The following is a 17,226-nucleotide window of genomic DNA, read 5'->3' on the forward strand; positions in this document are numbered from 1 at the left end:
GTTGAATCGGCAACGCCAACCGAAGCGCTTGTTTGACCGCGAAACCGCCCGTTCTCACGAGACTGCCGCGCTCGACTGCGCGCCATTAGACTGGCCGTGACGCAGACGACAGCGTCCGGTGCGGCGCAGATGGTGCGCCGCACCGACCCTTTCACCACGACAAGGAGTGCCACCGTGAAACAACTATTTTGGCCCAAGGCAGGTCAGCATCAGGCGGCGCCACATGGCGGAAACAAGCCACTCGCGTTTATCGTGTCATTCAACAACGTGACGGCGGGGAAGGTTTACCCCCCCGGCGTATATTTTTATAACGAGTTTAGCGGCGTGCCGCAGGTTCTGAACTTCGGCTGCACCGGTGGTGCCGGTATCGTCGGAGACTTCACTCACACAAGCTTCGGGATCAACGCTCGCGCCATGGAGCTGGCTTATGTGAGCGGCAACGACGCGTCGGTAACCTTCGCCCTCGACCGCGATTACAGCGGTGCCTATTGGACGGTCGAGAACCTGTTCAACGCCGAGTTCACGGTGGACCTCTGGGTGCTTATCGCGGTAAACGATGGCGTGCCCGTCTTTGATACTGGCCGCTTTGTGGTCCCGCGAGGCAGGAGCGTCATCCAGATCGACTCCTCCCATCTCGACAATCGGTCCACCAGCTTCTCCCAGGCCAGCATTGAGTTGCAAGAACCTGGTCGACTCGCGATCTCCGAAGTCGCCGTCATCTGATGCTTTCCGACCGCGCCGCGGCATACGGAACGAGGCACGGTTTCCAGGACTACAACAAAAGATATATTGCAAAGACTCACTAAGCATCAGAGTCTGTTTGGAAAACACGCCGGCCGGTACCCGGCGTCCACCACCTGGATGGAGGACAGCGACATGATGTCGCCCGGTACCGCGCACGCATCCCTGAAGTTCGAGCATCCTTCCATCTCCCGGCGGCCTGACCCGCCGCGGCGGCTGGCGCTACGCCTGCTTGCAGAACACAAGCGAATCAAAGAGATCCTGGCCCTCCTTGACAGGCACCACCTGGGCTCGATGTCCGTCAACGTGCCATTTTCCCGGGCGCCATTCACCAGCATCGCCGCTGAGTCGTTCGTAGCGTTCGAGGAACTGGTCATCGTCACCGGGAGCAGCGCCTTGCTGGTCCATAGCGCGGGCGGACGGTGTTTTCTTATGGGTAACAAGGGTTACCGGAATGACTGCGCGATTCTCTTCCGGCACGCGTACGGCAAGGTTACCTGCGACCTGAGTACCACCAACCTGGGTGCCGATACGCACGTGGGTTTCGTCACGCATGGCACCTTCAAGGAAGCGTGGCACGCGGACTTCGCGAAGCAACCGGCCCCTCGCATGCCTGGGCGGGAGGATTGGAGCTCGCTGCAATGCTCGCAGACAGAACTCAATGAGCTACAGGGCCTCGTATGGCGGGGTGGCACGTTGTGTATCGAGCGGATTGCGCTGGAGCCTTGAGGAAACGCGCACAAAAGGAAAGGGCCCCTTCCGGGGCCCCTTCAGCTTATTTCAGGCCGCGATCCTTGAGCATCGGCTCGATGCTCGGCTCCTTGCCGCGGAAGTCGCGGTAGAGCTTGCCCAGCTCGACGGTGTTGCCACGCGAGAGGATCTTGTCGCGGAAGATGTCACCGTTTTCGCGGGTCAGGCCGCCGTGCTCCTTGAACCACTCGAAGGCATCCGAGTCGAGCATCTGCGTCCACAGGTAGGCGTAGTAGCCCGCCGCATAGCCGTTACCCCAGATGTGCTGGAAGTAGCTGCTGCGGTAGCGCGGGGGTACCTGCACCAGGGTGAAGCCCACCTTCTTCAGCGCATCGGCCTCGAACTTGTCCACGTCCTGCTTCGGCGCATCGGCCGGCAGCATGTGCCATTGCATGTCGAGCAGGGCCGCGGAGATGAGCTCGCTCATCGCGTAGCCCTGGTTGAAGGTGGAGGCCTTCTTGATCTTGGCGACCAGCTCGGCCGGCATGGCTTCGTGGGTCTGGTAGTGCTTGGCGAAGTTCGCAAACACCTTCGGATCCGACGCCCACTGCTCGTTGAACTGCGAGGGGAATTCGACGAAGTCACGCGCCGTGTTGGCGCCCGACAGCGACGGGTACTTCGCGTTCGAGAACATGCCGTGCAGCGCGTGGCCGAACTCGTGGAACATGGTGGTCACGTCGTCCCACGACAGCAGCGCCGGCTGGCCAGCGGAGGGCTTCGTGAAGTTGGCCACGTTGTACACGACGGGCTTGGTGCCCATCAGGTGCGACTGGCCGACGAAGTTGTCCATCCAGGCGCCGCCGTTCTTGTTGTCGCGCTTGAAGTAGTCGCAGTAGAACAGCGCCATGGAGGTGCCGTCCTTGTCGAACACTTCGAACACGCGCACGTCCGGCTGGTACACCGGGATATCCTTGCGCTCCTTGAAGGTGATGCCGTAAAGCTGGTTGGCCGCGTAGAACACGCCGTTCTGCAGCACGTTATCCAGCTCGAAGTACGGACGCACCTGCGATTCATCGAGGTCGTACTTCGCCTTGCGCACCTTCTCGGCGTAGTGATCCCAGTCCCAGGCCTGCACCTGGAAACCGCCCTTCTCCTGGTCGATCACGTCCTGGATGTCCTTCGACTCGGACTTGGCGCGGGCGACGGCGGCCGGCACCAGGCGCTCCATGAACTTCTCGGCGGCTTCCGGCGTCTTCGCCATCTGGTCGTCGAGCTTCCAGGCCGCGTAGTTCTTGAAGCCCAGCAGCTTGGCGCGCTCGGCGCGCAGCTGCGCGATGCGGGCGGCGGTGTCGCGGGTATCGTTGGCGTCGTTATGCTCGGCGCGCTCCCACGAGGCCTTGAACAGCTTCTCGCGGGTGTCGCGGTCGTTCATCGACTGCAGCTCGGGCTGCTGCGTGGTGTTCTGCAGCGGGAAGACGTACTTGCCTTCCATGCTGCGGCCCTTGGCGGCGTCGGCGGCCGACGCGATATCCGTGTCGGAGAGGCCATCCAGCGCCTTCTTGTCGTCCACCACCAGCGCGGCGGCCTTGGTGGCCGCAAGCAGCTTGTTGGTGAACTGCGTGCTGAGCGTGGATTCTTCCTTGTTGATCTCCTTCAGGCGGGTCTTGTCCGCCTCGGAGAGCTTGGCACCGGCATGCACGAAGTCCTGGTACTTCACTTCGAGCAGGCGCTTCGATTCCGGATCCAGGTTCAGCGAATCGCGCTTGGTGTAAAGCGTTTCGATGCGCTTGAACAGCTTGTCGTTGAGGTAGATGGCGTCGCTGTGCTCGGCGAGCTTCGGGGCCTCGTCCTCCTCCACCTTCTGCAGCGTGTCGTTGGTATTCGCACCCGTGAGGGCGCCGAACACCATCTGCGCGCGCGTCAGCAGCACGCCGGATTTTTCCAGGGCGACGATGGTGTTCTCGAAGGTGGGCTCATCGGCCGAATTGGCGATGGCCTCGACCTCGGTCAGCTCCTGCTTCATGCCTTCTTCGATGGCCGGCTGGAAGTCGGCATCGGTGATCTTGTCGAACGGCGGCGCCTGGAACGGCAGCGTGCTCTCGCTGAGCAGCGGGTTCGTGTGGGCGACCGGCGCGGCCGCCGTGGTGGCCGGATGCGCGGGGGCCGTGCTGGCGGGGGCCGGGGCGGCGGCCTTGTCGGCGTCGTTCGACGACGAGCAGGCCGTGGTGAGGGCGATCGAAGTGGCGATCACGAGCGTGCGTACCTTCATGGACAGGCGGTCCCCTGGCGTCTTGGAAAGCAGGGACTCTAGCCGTGGCAGGGCGCCGGGGACAACCGCCACAGGTACTACGCCAGTTGCTGCACTGCGGCGCTTATTGGGTGTCGCGGAGTTCCCAGCTGTTGCCGATGAGAAGATTCAAACGATGCTTCACCAGACGCATCGGCAGGCTGGTGGTGAGCTTCACGTCGTGGCGGTCACCAGCGCTGAGTTCGCCGGTTGCCGTGGCAGCCGGGTCGGTCGCGCCCAGGCTGGGATCGACCTCGTCCGGCTCGGGCTGCTTGGCCCGCCAGCGCTGGAACAGACTGTCGCTGCGCATGGCATCGGCGATGTCCGCTGCCAGCTTGTCCGGGCCGATGCCCTGGAAGGAAAGCTCCGGGTCGGGACCCTTTGCCTTCGCCATGTCTTTTACCGAAAGAAAATACGTCGTCATGGGAATGATCTTTAAGGCCACGACCGTGAATGAAAAGTCAGCCTAACGGCGCGAGGTCGAGAAGCATCGCCGCGTCGGCCGGTGCGACGCGCCAGGGCAGCACGCCTAGGCACGGGCCGGGAAGCAGGCGGCGCAGCGTTTCGACGTTTTCATCGCGCAGGAGCATGTCCGGCTCCACCAGGTTGGCGATCCAGCCGGCGAACCGGCAGCCATCGGCCTCGATGGCCCTGGCGGTGAGGCGCGCGTGGCTGATGCAGCCCAGGCGGATGCCCACCACCATGACCACGGGGAGCTGCCAGCGCTGGGGGATGGCCTCGGCGGACAGGGTGTCCGACAGCGGCACCATCCAGCCGCCCACACCCTCCACCACCACCCGGTCGTAGTCCCGGCGCAGGGCGTCGAAGGCCGCGTCGAGCGGCTCCCAGCCCACGGCCACGCCCTCCTGGGCCGCGGCCAGGTGAGGCGATACGGCAGCCTCCATGGCCAGGGGATTCACCAGGGCATAGGGCGGGCGCGGGTCGCTGGCGGCCTGCAGGTCCAGGGCGTCCTGGTTGCGCAGGCCCTCGCGGGTGCGTGCCGACCCGCTGGCGACCGGCTTCATCCCGGCCACCCGCTCACCCGCCTGGCGGAAGGCGTGGATCAGGGCCTGGGTGCCGTGGGTCTTGCCGATACCGGTATCGGTTCCGGCCACGAAAAGGTGTTGCGGCATGGGATCAGCAGCCTTGCGGAAGCGGGGACGTGGCACCATACACGGCTTGCCTCCCCCGAAGAACGCAGGACCTCCCATGTACGAAGCCAGGGCAATCGCCACCGACGACAAGGCCACCCTCTACGCCGAACTGGCGGAGCAGGCCGCGGGCCTGATGCATGGCGAGCGGAACATGATTGCCAACGCGGCCAATTTCGCCGCCCTGGTCTACGACGCCCTGCCCGACCTCAACTGGGCCGGCTTCTACCTGTTCGACGGCGACGAGCTGGTCGTGGGCCCCTTCCAGGGCAAGCCGGCCTGCATCCGCATCGCGCTGGGCCGCGGGGTGTGCGGCACGGCCGCGCAGACGGGTGAGACCCAGCTGGTCCACGACGTGCACGCCTTCGCCGGGCACATCGCCTGCGACGCGGCCTCGAATTCGGAAGTGGTCGTGCCGCTGTTCCACGCCGACGGCAGCCTGTTCGGCGTGTGGGACGTGGACAGCCCCCTGGTCGGCCGCTTCGACGAAGACGACAAGCGCGGCATGGAAACCCTCGCCGCGGCCTTCATGAAGGCCATCGGCTAAGCACCACGCGTGGCTTAGAGCTCGTGGGCGCGCGGCGTGTGCAGCAGTTCGAGCACGCGGGCGCGCGCCTCTTCCACGCCGGTTTTCGTCAGCGACGAGAACATCTGCACCGTGCCGGGCACCTTGTTCTCGCGGAACTGCTTGCGCAGGCCTTCCAGCGCGCTGGAGGCCTGGCCGCGGGAGAGCTTGTCGGCCTTGGTCATCAGCACGTGGCACGGCAGCTGGGTGGCCGCGCAGAAATCGATCATGGTGCGGTCGAAGTCCTTCAGCTCATGGCGGATATCGACGATGAGCACGATGCCGCGCAGGCTGCGGCGCATCTTCAGGTAGGCATCGATCTCCCGGCGCCAGTGCTCGCGCATGGATTCGGGCACCTTGGCATAGCCGTAACCGGGCAGGTCCACCAGCCGGGCCACCAGCGGCTCGTCGCCGTCGCGCTTCAGCGGCGGCAGGTCGAACACCACCATGAGCTGCGTGCGGCCGGGCGTCTTCGACGTCCGCGCCAGGGCGTTGTGGCCGGTCAGCGCGTTGAGCGCGCTGGATTTTCCCGCGTTGGAACGGCCGGCGAAGGCCACTTCCGCGCCGGAGTCAAAGGGCAGCTGGGTGATTTCGTTGGCGGCGAGCGTAAAGCGCGCGCCGTTGAGCACATTCGACGACATGGGACCTGGCCAGCCCGAAGGGCAGCAAAAGCGGAGGCCCGGCAGTGTATGCGATGTGGCGCCACGCCGCCTGCGGCGATTGGTTTGACCGTTTGTCGGCGGCACCTCCATAATCGTTTGAATGAGGCGCCAAGGGGAGTGCGCCCCAGTCCGGATGTATTCCTTTGTGGAGAAACCCATGACGTTTCGGCACGCCGCCGCTGCCATCACCGCGACGCTGTTCATGACTGTCGCTGCCGCACAGAGCGCCAGTCCCGCCAAACCGGCCTCATCGCCGGCGCCGGCCACCACCACCGCCAAGCCCGGGGCCAACGCGGCCGCCGACCCGGCCACGCCCGGCATGCCGAAGGCCGAGACGCCCACCGTCGCCGCCAATGCCTCGCCGGCCGGCCCGGTGAAGCCGGGTGACGCCACGGCGGGCCAGGGCAAGGCCGCCGTCTGTGGAGCCTGCCACGGCATGGACGGCAACTCCACCGACCCGGCCAACCCGCGCCTGGCGGGCCAGAGCGAGCAGTACATCGCCGGCCAGCTGGCCCAGTTCAAGTCGGGCAAGCGGGTGAACGCGATCATGGCCGGCTTTGCCGGGGCGCTGTCCGAGCAGGACATGCATGACATCGGCGCGTACTTCGCCACGCAGAAGCCGCTGCCCGGCGTGGCCGACCAGGCCCTGGTCAAGCAGGGCGAAACCCTCTACCGCCAGGGCGATACTGACCGTGGCATCCCGGCCTGCATGGCCTGCCACGGCCCGGACGGCGCCGGCAACCCGGGCGCGCAGTACCCGCGCCTGACCAGCCAGCACAGCAAGTACGTCGCGTCGCGCCTGAAGGCATGGAAGGAAAGCACCGAGCCTTCCGATGATCCTCATACGAAGATCATGATGCCGATCGCGCAGAAGCTCGACGACAAGGACATCGCGGCCGTCGCAAGTTATCTCGAAGGCCTGCACACCAACGATCCGACGACGGCGGCCGCACCCGCAGGCCCGTGAAGGCGTTAAAGTTGGCGTGATCGGACGGGCCTGCGGGCCCGTTCGTCTTTTTAAGAACGCGAGATAAGGACTCCCCGATGCGCCTGCGCCTGCCCCTGCTTTGCGCCACCCTGATTGCTCTTGCCGCCTGTGGCGGCGGTAACAACGACGCCGCCCCGGCCAGCACCCCGGCCCCGGCCGCGACGACGCCGGCTCCGGCGCCCGCCACCCCGGCCGCCCCGGCCACCACCGCGGCGCCGGCCAGCGCAGCCACCGCGGCTGCCGCCAGCACGCCCGCCCCGGCCGCGGCGGACGACGCCAATGACACCCGCCCGGCGCCCAAGCCCTTCGTCGACGAAGGCAAGTGGGTCGAAGGCAAGCACTACTTCCGCATCGACCCGGCCCAGCCGACCAGCAGCCCCGGCAAGATCGAGGTCACCGAGGTGTTCTCGTACGGCTGCCCGGCCTGCTTCCAGTACCACGGCGTGGTCGACGACATGGCCAAGGCCCTGCCGCGCGGCACGGTGATGACCTACACCCCGGCCTCGTTCCGCCCGGACGAAAACTGGCCGCTGCTCCAGCGCGCCTACCTCACCGCGCAGGCCCTGGGCGTGGACAAGCAGAGCCACGATGCCATCTTCGATGCCGTCTTCAAGTCCGGCGAGCTGGGCATCATCGACATGCAGACCAACAAGCCGAAGGCGCAGTCGGCCTGGCCGACCATCGACGACGTGGCCAAGGTCTACGCGAAGTTCGGCGTGAAGCCGGAAGATTTCGTCGCCACGGCCAACTCCTTCACCATCAACACCAAGATGAAGCGCGCCGATGAACTGATCCGCGCCTACGAGGTCGATAGCACGCCGACCATCGTGGTCAACGGCAAGTACCGCCTCACGCCCAACAGCGCGGGTGGCTATGCCCAGTCGGTGGAACTCATCCAGTGGCTCATCAGCAAGGAAGCCGCGGGTAAGTAACCCGGGCTTCTATACGGAGATATCGATGATCAAGCGTCTTTCGTTCCTGTTCCTCGGCCTGGCCATGGCCACCGCCTGCTCGGCGGGCGGCAATGGCAACGGCGCGCCGGCTGCGGCCGCGGCGCCGGCGGCCAGCTTCACCGAGGGCAAGGAATACGTGGCCACCGACACCCCCGGCCGCTATGCGTCGAACGGCAAGGTGGAAGTGATTGAAGTGTTCTCGTATGGCTGCATCCATTGCGCCCATTACGAGGAATACGCCGAAAAGCTGCAGCAGGAACTGCCCAAGGGCGTGACCTTCCGCGCCGTGCCGGCGGCCTTCAACGATGCCTGGCTGCCGTATGCGCAGGCGTTCTACGCCGCGCAGAAGCTCAACGTGCTGGCGAAGACCCATGCGGCGCTGTTCAAGGCGATCCACACGGACCACTATCCGCTGCGCACGATCGAGGAGCTGGCCGACTGGTATCACACGACGGCCGGCGTCGACACGGCGAAGTTCCTGGCGATTGCCAAGAGCCCCGAAGTGCGCGACCAGATCCTCGCTGACGTGAAGCGATTCCAGGGCTGGGGCATCGACGGCACGCCCACCCTCGTGGTGGACGGCAAGTACCGCAGCAAGCAGATCGAGAGCTTTGACCAGCTCAACGACGTCACCAAGTTCCTGGTCAATCGCGAGATCCAGGGCGTCAAGTAAGCGCCCCTGGCGGATGCCCCCCGTTCACGCGGCGGGGGGCATCCTCTGGCCCCTATGGCCGCATGAGTACCCCATCCCCGCCATGAACCGCGCCGACAACGCCACGCCCGCTCCCGAGCGCACCCTGCGCCTGCTGAGTTGCAACATCCTCGCCGGCGCCAGCGTGCAGCGGTACAGTGATTACTTCACCCGCAGCGTCAACGCCGTACTGCCGGGCCCCTCCAAGCTCGCCAACCTCGATTCGCTCGCCGAACTGCTGCACGACTTCGACCTGGTCGGGTTGCAGGAAGCGGATGCGGGCAGCCTGCGCTCGGGTTTCCTCAACCAGACGCGCTACATCGCCGAAGCCGCGGGCATGCCGTACTGGAGCCATCAGCCGAACCGGCCGATGGTGCGCGTGGCGCATTCGGCCAATGGCCTGCTCAGCCGCATCGAGCCCACCGAGGTCATCGACTATCCGCTGCCAGGCCGGATCAAGGGCCGTGGCGCGTTGTTCGTCCGCTTCGGCCACGGCACCGAAGGGCTGGTGGTGGTGATTGCGCATCTTTCGCTGGGCGCGGCCGCCCGCATGGGCCAGCTGGCCTTCCTTGCCGAACTGCTCGCGCCGTACCCGCATGCGGTGCTGATGGGCGACCTGAACACCGAACCGCATAGCCCGGAAATGCGCATGCTGTTCAACAAGACGTCGCTGCAGCCGCCAGGCGTGCTGACGCCGACCTTCCCGAGCTGGAAGCCCCGGCGCGCGCTGGACCATATCCTGACCTCGGCCGACATCCGGCTGGATCGCACGTGGACATTGCCCCGTGCCTTCTCCGATCATCTGCCGCTCGCCGCTGAAATCCGCCTGCCCATGGCCCTCGCCGCCGCGGCCGGCGCGACGCAACCAAGGTAACCCGCTCCATGAAACCCAGCCTGCGCGCTGCCCTGCCCTGGGCCGTCATCGTTATCGCGGCCGCCGCCGCGGCCCTGCTCCGTTACGGCCTCATCGAGCCGCAGGAGATGCAGCACGCCTGTGAAGGCAATGCGCTGTGGTGGTGCGGCGCGCGCGATCTCGTCGTGCAGGGGTTCCTGTCGTACGGCTATGGCTACGCCGCCATCGTCGTCGCGCTGCTCGCGCTCGTCTGGCGAAGCGTGGGTATCGCTACGCTGGCCGCGTGCATCGGCGTGCTGGCGCTGCAGCTCTATTGCTACGAAGGCGGCGCGCTGGCCTTGCTGGTCGGCATGCTGCGCCTGGTGCGCGTGCAGACCGACCGCCAGCCGGGGCTAGCGAGCGCGTGACGCGGCCCGCCAGGCGCTCAGCACCGGGAGCGCCAGCGCGAAGCTGAGCAGCATCCAGCCCCACGACACCACGTTCGCACCCAGTTCCTGCACCACCACCGCCACGCCCAGGCCGGCGATGATCAGCGCCAGCAGGCGCTCCTCGACCAGCGGCAGCAGCACATCCTCGCGCGTGCGCAGCAGCGCCAGCAGCAGGAAGCCCACGCAGGGCAGCGCGAACAGGCCCACCGGGAAATCGCGGTAGCGGCCGTTGAACACCATCAGGATGGCGTAAAGCGCCAGCACGAACATCCAGAAGAAACGCTGCGGCGTGAAGGCATCGGAGTACGTGATGCCAAGACGGCGACGCTCGACAGCGGGCGGCGCGACGGCCGCAAGGTTCACCGGCGAGGCCAGGCGTGACGCCACGGCGCGCGCCAGCGTCAGCGCGGTGAACAGCGCGATCACACCCACGCCGATACCGGTCGCCCATTCAAGTGTCGTGCGGCAGGCGAACAGGAGCAGGCGGGCGTGCGCGGCAAGCGCCGTACCGCTGGCGAAGCCGGCCAGCGCCAGTGCGACCCAGCCAGCCGCGCCGTGCCAGCGACGCGCAAAGGCACCCGCCAGCAGGAACAGCAGCGCGCCACCCGCGCCCGCGGCGATCGCCCATGTCCAGCGCGGCTCTTCGACCACCGGGCCGGTCATCGGGAATTTCGGCTGGGCATCCACGTCGAAGATGCCCCAGTAGCCACCGACGGTGCCTTCGAGGTCGCGCTTCCACGGCTGGTCGAACGCTTCGATGACGTTGTACGGCATGTCCACCGTCGCCGCGTAATTGAGGAACTCGCGCACGTAGCGCGCCTCGTTCACCAGGCTGGCGCTGGCGTCGCGCCGCGTGCGGCCTTCGCTGGGCCAGCCGGTTTCGCCAATCATGATCTGCTTGCCAGCGAACTCGCCCTTCATGTGCTGGTACACGTCGGCCACGTGCTGCACGGCCTTTTCAGGCGCCACCGGCTCGTCTTCCCAGTACGGGAGGATGTGGATGGTGAGGTAATCGGTGACCTTGGCCAGCGCCTGGTGGCGCTCCCAGAATTCCCAGACATCGGCGTAGGTCACCGGTACGTCGGTGGCCGCATTCACCCGCGCGATGTACGCGGCGAGCGCTTTCTCAGAAAGTTCTCCACGCAGCATCACCTCGTTGCCGACGACGATGCCACGCAGGCTGTCGTGGTCGCGCTTTGCCGCGGCGATGCCCAGCTGCACTTCGCGCTCGTTGGCCACGGGATCGCGACCCAGCCAGATGCCCATCAGCACCTTCATGCCGTAGCGGCCCGCGATATCCGGCACCGCGCCCAGGCCCTGCCCCATGGAGTAGGTGCGCACGCAGTCGAAGCGCTGCGAGAGGGCCTTGAGGTCGGCTTCGATTCGCTCTGGCGGCACGAAAGCCCTGGGATCAAACGGGGTCTCCCCCTTCAGGCGGAACGGCGCGTAGGACACGCAGGCGATCTTCGCGGTGGGCGAATCCGGCAAGGTGACCGGGCGGCCGAGCAGATACCAGTACGCGGCGCCAAACACGGCGGCGGCGACGAGGACGATCCATGCGAGCGGGCGCGCGAAGCGTACGAGGGCGGTTTGTGGCGGCATGCCGTTCCAGGGATCACGCGAGGGAAACCCCGCCAGCTTAACGGCCCGGGGGCTCCGACGCGATTGCCGCGACGCGCTGCCGTTCATCCGGCTTGCGCATGGCCTTGCTCTACAATGCGGCGGACGTTTTCGTGAAGGAATCCCGATGGTCCCTGTGTTTCGCCGCCTGGCCGGCCTTGTCCTCGCCACCTGCGCGCTGGGTACCAGCCTGGATACCCGGGCCGAAGGCACCGATGCCCAGCGCACCCGCTTCCGCCAGGCCTATGCCACGGCGACGCAGCAGGGTGGCGACGCGTGGCGCGCCCAGGCCACGGGCCTCGAGAACTATTCGATCTACCCGTACATCGAGGCCGCCGCGCTCGAGCACGACCTGCGCACGCTGGATAGCGCCCGCGTGGACGATTACCTGCGCCGTAACCCGGGCATGATCCCCGCCGCCGACCTGCGCCGTGATTTCCTCGGCGAACTGGCCCGGCGCAAGGACTGGCCGTCGTTCACCGCGATGTACCAGCCGGGCCTGGGCGATTCGCTCACCTGCTTCAACCTGCAGGCGAAGCTGTCGCGCGGCGAGAAGCTGGTGTTCGATACGGACCTCGCCGACCTGTGGCGCAAGGCCAGCCTGCCGAACAGCTGCGACCCGGTGATCAGCGCGGCGCACGACCAGGGCCTGCTGACGCCCGACCGGCTATGGTCGCGCATCGATATCGCCGCCGATGCCGGCAAGGGCGGCACCATCGCCTCGCTGGCACCGTGGCTGGCACCCGCCGATGTCCCCTCCGCCCAGCACCTGGCCCAGGCCCTGAACGACCCGGCCGGCGCGCTGCGTGATGCGGCGACGTGGCCGGATACGCCGCGCGAGCGCAAGGCCATCACGCTGGCCCTGCAGCGCACGGCGCGCAAGCAGTCCACGGTGGCGGACAGCGCATGGGCCCAGCTTGGCTCGCGCTTCGCCTTTACCGAGCAGCAGCGCGGCGCCGTCGAGAACGCCATCGCCCTGTTCCACGCCACCGACTTCGACGAGACGGCACTGGATCGCCTGGCCGCGCTGTCGCCGGCCGCGCAGACGGATGCGACCCGTGAATGGCGGGTGCGCGTGGCGCTTGCCCGGCAGGAGTGGACCGCCGCGCTTTCCGCGCTGGACGCGCTGGCGCCCTCGCAGAAAGCCGATGGCGAATGGCGTTACTTCCGGGCCGTCGTCCTGACCCACCTCGGCCGCCAGTCGGATGCCGCGTCGGCGTTCCGCTCGGTGTCGCAGGAGGCGACGTACTTTGGCTTCCTCGCCGCGGACAAGGTGAACGCCGCGTACGCCATCTGCCCGTCGACGCCGGCCACCGACGAAACCCGTGAGGCGGCACTGCTTGCCGAGCCCGCGATGGACCGCGCGTTCGAGCTGTATGCCGTGGGCCTGCAGAAGCTCGCCCGCCGCGAATGGACCGCCGGCCTGAATGGCCGCGACGCCGAGACCCAGCGCCTCGCCGCCGACCTCGCGTTCCGCAAGGGCTGGTACGACCGCGCCGTGTTTACCCTCTCCTCGGGCGACGCACTGCGCATCTACGAACAGCGCTTCCCGCTGGCGCGCCAGGATGGCGTCGTGGAACAGGCCAGCCAGGCCGGCATCGAGGCACCGTGGGCGTACGCGATCATTCGTGCGGAGAGCGCGTGGATGAGCGATGCGCGTTCCGGCGCGGATGCCCGTGGCCTCATGCAGCTGCTGCCCGGCACGGCCGCGACGGTGGCGAAGAAGAATGGCCTCGGTTGGGGCGGCGGCGAGAGCCTGTACGAGCCCGGCACGAACATCGTGCTCGGCACGCGTTACCTCTCGGAGATGGCGCAGCGCTTCAATGGCGCGCCGTGGCTGGCCAGTGCCGCGTACAACGCGGGCCCCTACAAGGTGGACCAGTGGGTGGACGCGCGCGGCACGCTCGATCCCGAGCTGTTCGTCGCCAGCATCCCGTTCAAGGAAACCCGCGAATACGTCGCCCGGGTGATGGCCTTCGCCGTCATCTACGACTGGCGCCTCAACGGCAATGCCCTGCCGATCAGCTCGCGCATGACCCGCATCGGCACGCCCTACACGCTGCCGACGGCCGGCGCGGTACGCAAGCAGGTGACCTGCCCGGCGCCCGCCGTAGCCAAACCCGCGCCGCAGACGGCACCGGCCGTGATGGAAGCCGCGCCCGCTGCCGCGTCCTCTGCGCCGGCCGCCGCGGAACCGCAGCATTGATCACCCGGAGGCCGGCATGAAACCGCAACGCATCGTCATCCTGGGTGGCACCGGCTTCGTCGGGCGCACCCTGGTGCCGCGCCTTGCGGCGGACGGCCACGCGTTACTGCTGCTGTCGCGCAACCGCCAGGCACAGCGACATGCCACCGTCGGCCGCAACGTCACGGTCGCCACGGCGGACATCCATGACGTGATGAGCCTGCGCAAGCACTTCGCGGGCGCCGACGCGGTCATCAACCTCGTCGGCATCCTCAACGAGCAGGGCAAGCAGACCTTCGAACGCGTGCATGTCGGGCTGACCCGCACCGTCATCGACGCCTGCCAGCGCGCCAGCGTGCATCGCCTGCACCAGATGAGTTCGCTGAAGGCCGGCCTCGGTGAATCGAAGTACCTGAAGTCGCGCGGCACCGCCGAAGGCCTGGTGAAGGGCTCGACGCTGGACTGGACGATCTACGAACCGAGCACGATCTTTGGGCCCGGCGATGGCCTGGTCACCCGCTTCGACGCGCTGCTTCGCCTGGCCCCGGCCATGCCGCTGCCGCGGCCGAAAGCGAAGATGGCGCCGGTCTACGTGGGCGACGTCGCCGAGGCGATCGCGCGCTGCGTCGCGGATCCTTCGCTGTCCGTCCTGAAGACCTTCGAGCTCTACGGGCCGGAGGTGTGGACCCTCGTGGATATCGTGCGCGGCATCCGCGACGCGCGTGGCCGGCGGCGCCTCGTGCTACCCATGCCCGATGCACTGGGCCGCTTGCAGGCGGCCGTGGCGCAGTTCGTCCCGGGCAAGCCCTTCACCCCGGATAACTTCCTCAGCCTGCGCACGGATTCCGTCGGCACGGTTGACGGGCTCGCCCGGCTCGGTATCGTGCCCCAATCGCTCTCGGCCTGGCTTCCGCGCCTGCTGAGCCAGCCGGTCCGCCAGCGCCGCCTCGACGAGGCGCGCAGCCGCCGGCGCCCCTGATCCACGCACGCAAGGCACCCATGCAGATCTACCTCGTCGGCGGCGCCGTCCGTGACCAACTGCTCGGCCGCCCCGTCGTTGATCGCGACTGGGTGGTGGTCGGTGCCACGCCCGAGGCGATGCTGGCCGCCGGCTACCGGGCCGTGGGCAAGGATTTCCCCGTGTTCCTGCATGGCGACAGCAAGGAGGAATACGCCCTTGCCCGCACGGAACGGAAAACCGGCCGGGGTTACCACGGCTTCGCTTTCCACGCCGAGCCGTCCATCACGCTCGAACAGGACCTGGAACGCCGCGACCTCACCATCAATGCGATCGCGCAGCACGACGATGGCCACCTGGTGGATCCGTACGGCGGCGTGGCCGATGTCGAAGCGCGCGTGCTCCGGCATGTGTCCGCTGCCTTCGTCGAAGACCCGGTGCGCGTGCTGCGCGTGGCGCGCTTCGCGGCCCGTTACGCGCCGCTGGGTTTCCGCGTGGCGGACGAAACGATGGCGCTGATGCGGCGCATGGTCGATGACGGCGAGGTGGACCACCTGGTCGCCGAGCGCGTGTGGGCCGAAACGCGCAAGGCGCTCGCGGAACCGATGCCCGAGGTGTTCGTGCGCGTGCTGCGCGAGTGCGGCGCACTGCGCGTCCTGTTCCCGGAGGTCGACGCGCTGTACGGCGTGCCGCAGCGGCCGGAGTTCCATCCGGAAGTCGACACGGGCATCCACGTCGAGATGGTGCTGCATGCGGCCGCCACGCTGGCGCCGGGCGATGCGCTGGTCGGCTACTGCGCGCTGACGCATGACCTCGGCAAGGCGCTGACGCCGGCCGACGTGCTACCGCGCCACATCATGCACGAGCAGCGCGGGATCCAGCCCGTGCAGGCGCTGTCCGCGCGACTGAAAGTGCCCGCCGACTTCGCCTTCATGGCGGAGATGGTGTGCAGGCACCACCTCAACGCCCACCAGGCCTTCGAACTGAAGCCGGCGACGGTGCTCCGGCTGCTGGAGTCCCTGGGCGCGCTACGCCGCCCCGAACGGCTGGAGGCCTTCCTGCTGGCCTGCATGGCCGACAAGCGGGGCCGCCTTGGCCACGAGAACGACGACTACCCGCAAGCGGGTTTCCTGCGCGCCTGCCGTGCCGCCGCGGCGGCCGTCACCTCAAAGCCGTTCGTCGAGGCCGGCCTGGAAGGCCCCGCCATTGGCGAGGCCATGAAAAAGGCCCAGGCCCAGGCGATCGCCGCCGTTACGAAACCTACAGCCGGGCACCCTGGTCCGCAGCCATGACGGCAGCGGGCAGCGCGGAGGCATCGATGTCCTTCGCAAACAGCATCACCTGGAAACGCTCGCCCATCTGGTCCGGCAGGGTCAGCTTCTTCACTTCCTGCGACAGCCGGTAGCGCGCCGCCTCGTCGGTGAGGGCGAGGTAATCGTCTTCGAAGAACTCCTGCATGCCCGCGGCAATCAGGAACTGCGCCTGCGGCATGTAGGCCGCCACGCCAAAACCCGCGCTATTGCCGGCTTCCGCCAGCGCGGTGAAATCCACCGACGCCGTCAGGTCCTGCAGGCCCGGCAGGAAGAACGCGTCGCCGTGCGCGCGGTGGCGGTAGAACGCACGCAGCGTGCCATCGGTGCGCTCGGGCATGTAGTACTCGCCACGCACGTAGCCATAGTCCGCGAACAGCATGGCGCCGCGGCGCAGCGTGCCCGCCACCGCCTGGATCCAGTACGGCAGCTGCGGGAGGATCTCGGTGCGATAGCCCGCTTCGAACTCGCGGCCGAGATCGCGCTCCACGTGACGCACGGCGCCGTTGACCAGCACGTCGGCCGGGCGGTCCGTGCGCATGAAGCGGCCATCGCCGTCGAGCACCACGTACTCTTCGTACACTTCGCCGTCGCGCGTGGTGAAACGCGTCGTCGGCAAGGCATCGATCACTTCGTTGGCGAAGAGCACGCCGTCCCACTCATCTTCCAGGGGGGCGTCCAGCCAGGTCACCCGGCGGGCGACGTCCGGTGGCAGGTTGGCGTGCACGCGGGCGTGCTGGCGGTCGCGCAGGTCGGCGCTGGGCTCGAGGATCATGTAGCGGCGCGGCAACTTCCCCGCCGCGTCCAGGGCCTGAAGGGCGGCTTCGGCAAAGGCGCCGCTGCCGCCACCGATCTCCATGAAGTCCGCCTCGGCGCCGAGCGATGACAGCACCGGCTCGAAGGCCCGTACCACGCATCGCGCGAACAGCGTGCCCAGTTCGGGCGCGGTGATGAAATCACCCTCCGCGCCGAACTTGGCCTTGCCCGCGCTGTAGTAGCCGAGGCCGGGGGTATAGAGGCAGCGCTCCATGAAGCGCGAGAAGGGCATGGGGCCGTGCGCGGCGATCTCTTCGCGCAGGAGACCGGTCAGGTGCTCGGAGTGGGCGCGCTCATCGGCGCCCGGTTCAGGGAGTCGGTCGTTCAT

The 17,226-nt window shown here is 67.4% G+C and carries 17 protein-coding genes; 11 read left to right on the top strand and 6 right to left on the bottom strand.

Annotation, left to right across the window (positions count from 1 at the left end; translation table 11 throughout):
• Window positions 1-174: 174 nt before the first annotated feature.
• Window positions 175-723 (top strand): hypothetical protein, encoded by a 549-nt coding sequence (locus FIV34_RS18770; protein ID WP_139985025.1) that lies wholly within the window; start codon window positions 175-177, stop codon window positions 721-723.
• A 138-nt stretch (window positions 724-861) separates the two neighbouring features.
• A complete protein-coding gene (locus FIV34_RS18775) occupies window positions 862-1,470 on the top strand; it encodes a hypothetical protein (RefSeq protein WP_139985026.1) in 609 nt (202 codons plus the stop codon).
• 46 nt (window positions 1,471-1,516) lie between these two features.
• On the opposite strand, the gene dcp is transcribed toward FIV34_RS18775, so the two are convergent.
• The 3 genes from dcp to bioD form a co-directional block, all read right to left on the bottom strand.
• Complete coding sequence (gene dcp, locus FIV34_RS18780; RefSeq protein ID WP_139985027.1) at window positions 1,517-3,700, bottom strand: peptidyl-dipeptidase Dcp; 2,184 nt, start codon at window positions 3,698-3,700, stop codon at window positions 1,517-1,519.
• A gap of 103 nt (window positions 3,701-3,803) precedes the next feature.
• Complete coding sequence (locus FIV34_RS18785) at window positions 3,804-4,142, bottom strand: hypothetical protein (protein ID WP_139985028.1); 339 nt, start codon at window positions 4,140-4,142, stop codon at window positions 3,804-3,806.
• 37 nt (window positions 4,143-4,179) lie between these two features.
• The gene (gene bioD / locus FIV34_RS18790; RefSeq protein ID WP_139985029.1) at window positions 4,180-4,851 is read right to left on the bottom strand and encodes a dethiobiotin synthase; all 672 of its coding nucleotides are present in this window, start codon (window positions 4,849-4,851) and stop codon (window positions 4,180-4,182) included.
• Window positions 4,852-4,927: 76 nt separating this feature from the next.
• On the opposite strand from bioD, the gene FIV34_RS18795 reads away from it, so the two are divergent.
• On the top strand, window positions 4,928-5,416 hold the full coding sequence (locus tag FIV34_RS18795; protein WP_139985030.1) for a GAF domain-containing protein: 489 nt from the start codon (window positions 4,928-4,930) through the stop codon (window positions 5,414-5,416).
• A gap of 14 nt (window positions 5,417-5,430) precedes the next feature.
• Here FIV34_RS18795 and yihA read toward each other — a convergent pair whose 3' ends face one another.
• Window positions 5,431-6,075, bottom strand: a complete 645-nt coding sequence (yihA, locus tag FIV34_RS18800) for a ribosome biogenesis GTP-binding protein YihA/YsxC (RefSeq protein WP_139985031.1) — start codon at window positions 6,073-6,075, stop codon at window positions 5,431-5,433.
• Between the two features lie 178 nt (window positions 6,076-6,253).
• On the opposite strand from yihA, the gene FIV34_RS18805 reads away from it, so the two are divergent.
• From FIV34_RS18805 to FIV34_RS18825, 5 genes are all read left to right on the top strand, one after another.
• Window positions 6,254-7,063, top strand: a complete 810-nt coding sequence (locus FIV34_RS18805) for a c-type cytochrome (RefSeq protein ID WP_246058678.1) — start codon at window positions 6,254-6,256, stop codon at window positions 7,061-7,063.
• Window positions 7,064-7,140: 77 nt separating this feature from the next.
• Window positions 7,141-8,016, top strand: a complete 876-nt coding sequence (locus FIV34_RS18810; protein ID WP_139985032.1) for a thiol:disulfide interchange protein DsbA/DsbL — start codon at window positions 7,141-7,143, stop codon at window positions 8,014-8,016.
• Window positions 8,017-8,041: 25 nt separating this feature from the next.
• Window positions 8,042-8,710: a thiol:disulfide interchange protein DsbA/DsbL gene (locus FIV34_RS18815; protein WP_139985033.1), complete on the top strand. Its 669-nt coding sequence runs from the start codon at window positions 8,042-8,044 to the stop codon at window positions 8,708-8,710.
• A gap of 82 nt (window positions 8,711-8,792) precedes the next feature.
• Window positions 8,793-9,602 carry an endonuclease/exonuclease/phosphatase family protein gene (locus FIV34_RS18820; protein WP_139985034.1) on the top strand — a complete coding sequence of 270 codons (810 nt, stop codon included), beginning with the start codon at window positions 8,793-8,795 and terminating at the stop codon, window positions 9,600-9,602.
• A gap of 8 nt (window positions 9,603-9,610) precedes the next feature.
• Window positions 9,611-9,988 carry a hypothetical protein gene (locus tag FIV34_RS18825; protein WP_139985035.1) on the top strand — a complete coding sequence of 126 codons (378 nt, stop codon included), beginning with the start codon at window positions 9,611-9,613 and terminating at the stop codon, window positions 9,986-9,988.
• Here FIV34_RS18825 and FIV34_RS18830 read toward each other — a convergent pair.
• Window positions 9,974-11,611: a glycoside hydrolase family 17 protein gene (locus FIV34_RS18830; RefSeq protein WP_139985036.1), complete on the bottom strand. Its 1,638-nt coding sequence runs from the start codon at window positions 11,609-11,611 to the stop codon at window positions 9,974-9,976. The two genes, FIV34_RS18825 and FIV34_RS18830, sit on opposite strands and share 15 nt — an antisense overlap.
• A 145-nt stretch (window positions 11,612-11,756) precedes the next feature.
• Between FIV34_RS18830 and FIV34_RS18835 the strand changes: the two genes are divergently transcribed.
• From FIV34_RS18835 to FIV34_RS18845, 3 genes are read left to right on the top strand one after another with little or no spacing between them, the layout of a single operon-like run.
• Complete coding sequence (locus FIV34_RS18835; RefSeq protein WP_139985037.1) at window positions 11,757-13,835, top strand: transglycosylase SLT domain-containing protein; 2,079 nt, start codon at window positions 11,757-11,759, stop codon at window positions 13,833-13,835.
• A 16-nt stretch (window positions 13,836-13,851) separates the two neighbouring features.
• A complete protein-coding gene (locus FIV34_RS18840) occupies window positions 13,852-14,793 on the top strand; it encodes a complex I NDUFA9 subunit family protein (protein ID WP_139985038.1) in 942 nt (313 codons plus the stop codon).
• A gap of 20 nt (window positions 14,794-14,813) precedes the next feature.
• On the top strand, window positions 14,814-16,064 hold the full coding sequence (locus FIV34_RS18845) for a multifunctional CCA addition/repair protein (RefSeq protein ID WP_139985039.1): 1,251 nt from the start codon (window positions 14,814-14,816) through the stop codon (window positions 16,062-16,064).
• On the opposite strand, the gene FIV34_RS18850 is transcribed toward FIV34_RS18845, so the two are convergent.
• On the bottom strand, window positions 16,033-17,226 hold the full coding sequence (locus FIV34_RS18850; protein ID WP_139985040.1) for a class I SAM-dependent methyltransferase: 1,194 nt from the start codon (window positions 17,224-17,226) through the stop codon (window positions 16,033-16,035). The genes FIV34_RS18845 and FIV34_RS18850 overlap by 32 nt on opposite strands.

The sequence above is a fragment of the Luteibacter pinisoli genome (genome assembly GCF_006385595.1).
GTDB lineage: Bacteria > Pseudomonadota > Gammaproteobacteria > Xanthomonadales > Rhodanobacteraceae > Luteibacter > Luteibacter pinisoli.

What these genes read in the sequence shown, in the direction of transcription:
- FIV34_RS18795 (WP_139985030.1), top strand. Translation starts at nt 4,928, where the DNA reads ATGTACGAAGCCAGGGCAATCGCCACCGACGACAAGGCCACCCTCTAC.
- FIV34_RS18825 (WP_139985035.1), top strand. Translation starts at nt 9,611, where the DNA reads ATGAAACCCAGCCTGCGCGCTGCCCTGCCCTGGGCCGTCATCGTTATC.
- FIV34_RS18845 (WP_139985039.1), top strand. Translation starts at nt 14,814, where the DNA reads ATGCAGATCTACCTCGTCGGCGGCGCCGTCCGTGACCAACTGCTCGGC.
- FIV34_RS18850 (WP_139985040.1), bottom strand. Translation starts at nt 17,226, where the DNA reads ATGAACGACCGACTCCCTGAACCGGGCGCCGATGAGCGCGCCCACTCC.
- bioD (WP_139985029.1), bottom strand. Translation starts at nt 4,851, where the DNA reads ATGCCGCAACACCTTTTCGTGGCCGGAACCGATACCGGTATCGGCAAG.
- FIV34_RS18815 (WP_139985033.1), top strand. Translation starts at nt 8,042, where the DNA reads ATGATCAAGCGTCTTTCGTTCCTGTTCCTCGGCCTGGCCATGGCCACC.
- yihA (WP_139985031.1), bottom strand. Translation starts at nt 6,075, where the DNA reads ATGTCGTCGAATGTGCTCAACGGCGCGCGCTTTACGCTCGCCGCCAAC.
- FIV34_RS18805 (WP_246058678.1), top strand. Translation starts at nt 6,254, where the DNA reads ATGACGTTTCGGCACGCCGCCGCTGCCATCACCGCGACGCTGTTCATG.
- FIV34_RS18820 (WP_139985034.1), top strand. Translation starts at nt 8,793, where the DNA reads ATGAACCGCGCCGACAACGCCACGCCCGCTCCCGAGCGCACCCTGCGC.
- dcp (WP_139985027.1), bottom strand. Translation starts at nt 3,700, where the DNA reads ATGAAGGTACGCACGCTCGTGATCGCCACTTCGATCGCCCTCACCACG.
- FIV34_RS18785 (WP_139985028.1), bottom strand. Translation starts at nt 4,142, where the DNA reads ATGACGACGTATTTTCTTTCGGTAAAAGACATGGCGAAGGCAAAGGGT.
- FIV34_RS18840 (WP_139985038.1), top strand. Translation starts at nt 13,852, where the DNA reads ATGAAACCGCAACGCATCGTCATCCTGGGTGGCACCGGCTTCGTCGGG.
- FIV34_RS18810 (WP_139985032.1), top strand. Translation starts at nt 7,141, where the DNA reads ATGCGCCTGCGCCTGCCCCTGCTTTGCGCCACCCTGATTGCTCTTGCC.
- FIV34_RS18775 (WP_139985026.1), top strand. Translation starts at nt 862, where the DNA reads ATGGAGGACAGCGACATGATGTCGCCCGGTACCGCGCACGCATCCCTG.
- FIV34_RS18830 (WP_139985036.1), bottom strand. Translation starts at nt 11,611, where the DNA reads ATGCCGCCACAAACCGCCCTCGTACGCTTCGCGCGCCCGCTCGCATGG.
- FIV34_RS18835 (WP_139985037.1), top strand. Translation starts at nt 11,757, where the DNA reads ATGGTCCCTGTGTTTCGCCGCCTGGCCGGCCTTGTCCTCGCCACCTGC.